Below are 1,348 nucleotides of genomic sequence, written 5' to 3'. Positions count from 1 at the left end.
AGAGGCTGCTCGACACGGCCGCCGAACTGTTCTACGCGGAGGGCGCACACCGTCACCACCGACCTGCGGGTCGGCCGGCACAGCGGCACCCCGCTGGAGACCCGCGGCCTGGTCGCCGACTGGGACGCCCGGGCCCGCCGGATGACCGTCTGGGGCGCCACCAAGGTCCCGTACGTCAACCGGCGGATCACCGCGCAGATGCTCGGTCTGGCGGAGCACCAGATCCACATGCTGGAGACCGACGCCGGCGGCAGCTTCGGCATCCGCGGCGAGTTCTACCCCGAGGACCTGCTCGTCCCGCTGCTCGCGCTGCGGACCGGACGGCCCGTCAAGTGGACCGAGGACCGCACCGAACACCTCGTCGCGGCCAACCACGCCCGCGAGCAGGAGCACCGCATCGAGCTCGCCTTCGACGCGGAGCACCGCCTGCTCGGCCTGCGCGGCGAGGCCTGGATGGACACCGGCGCCTACGTCCGCACCCACGGCGCCGTGGTCGCCGTCCTCACCTCCGCCATGATGTCCGGCCCCTACCGGATCCCGGCCTGCCGCAGCCGCGTCCACATCGTCACCACCAACAAGACCCCGGTCGGCACCTACCGCGCGCCCGGCCGGTTCCAGCACAACTTCGTCCGCGAGCACGCCATGGACCTCGCCGCCGACCGCCTCGGCGTCGACCCGGTCGAGCTGCGCCGGATCAACCTGCTGCACGGCGGCGAACTCCCCCAGCAGCGCCCGCTGCACATCTTCGGCGCGCCGATGCTCCTCGACGGCAAGGACCACCTGGACCACTTCGACAAGTCCCGGGAACTCTTCGGCTACGAGGCGTGGCGCGAGGAGGCCCGGCAGGCCCGGACGCAGGGGCGGCTGGTCGGCGCCGGCTGCGCGGTGATCCTGGAGAAGGCCGGCCTCGGCCACGACAGCGCCGTCGTCGACATCGGGGCGACCGGCGCGATCCGCGTCGCCATGGGCGGCGCCAACGTCGGCCAGGGCGTGGAGACCGTCATGGCGCAGATCGTCGCCGAGGAGTTCGACGTCCCCACCGGGTCCGTCGCGGTGGTGCTCTCCGACACCGACATCCTCGCGGACGGCTCCGGTACCTTCGCCAGCCGGACCACGGTCGTCGGCGGCACGGCGGTGAAGCTGGCCGCCGAACAGGTCCTCGCCAAGGCGCGTCGGGTCGCGGCCGTGCTCCTCGGCGCCGAGCCCGAGCAGCTCGTCGTCCACGCCGGCTGCCTCGCCGTCGACGGCGAACCCGAACGCCGGATCGCCCTCGGCCAGGTCGCCGCGACTGCTCCACGCGCAACGACATCCGTAACGTCGCCATCGTCGCCCACGTCGACCACGGCAA

The 1,348-nt window shown here is 73.0% G+C and carries 1 protein-coding gene; it reads left to right on the top strand.

Translation table 11 applies throughout. The features are described 5' to 3' along the window. Window positions 1-1,348: molybdopterin cofactor-binding domain-containing protein (locus ABZ641_RS37645; protein WP_359989102.1), on the top strand; the 1,348-nt coding region annotated here is incomplete at both ends.

The sequence above is a fragment of the Kitasatospora sp. NPDC007106 genome (assembly GCF_040634455.1).
Taxonomy (GTDB): domain Bacteria; phylum Actinomycetota; class Actinomycetes; order Streptomycetales; family Streptomycetaceae; genus Kitasatospora; species Kitasatospora arboriphila.
The sequence above is the reverse complement of the archived record's forward strand: the minus strand, read 5'-3'. Positions and strand labels throughout refer to the sequence as shown.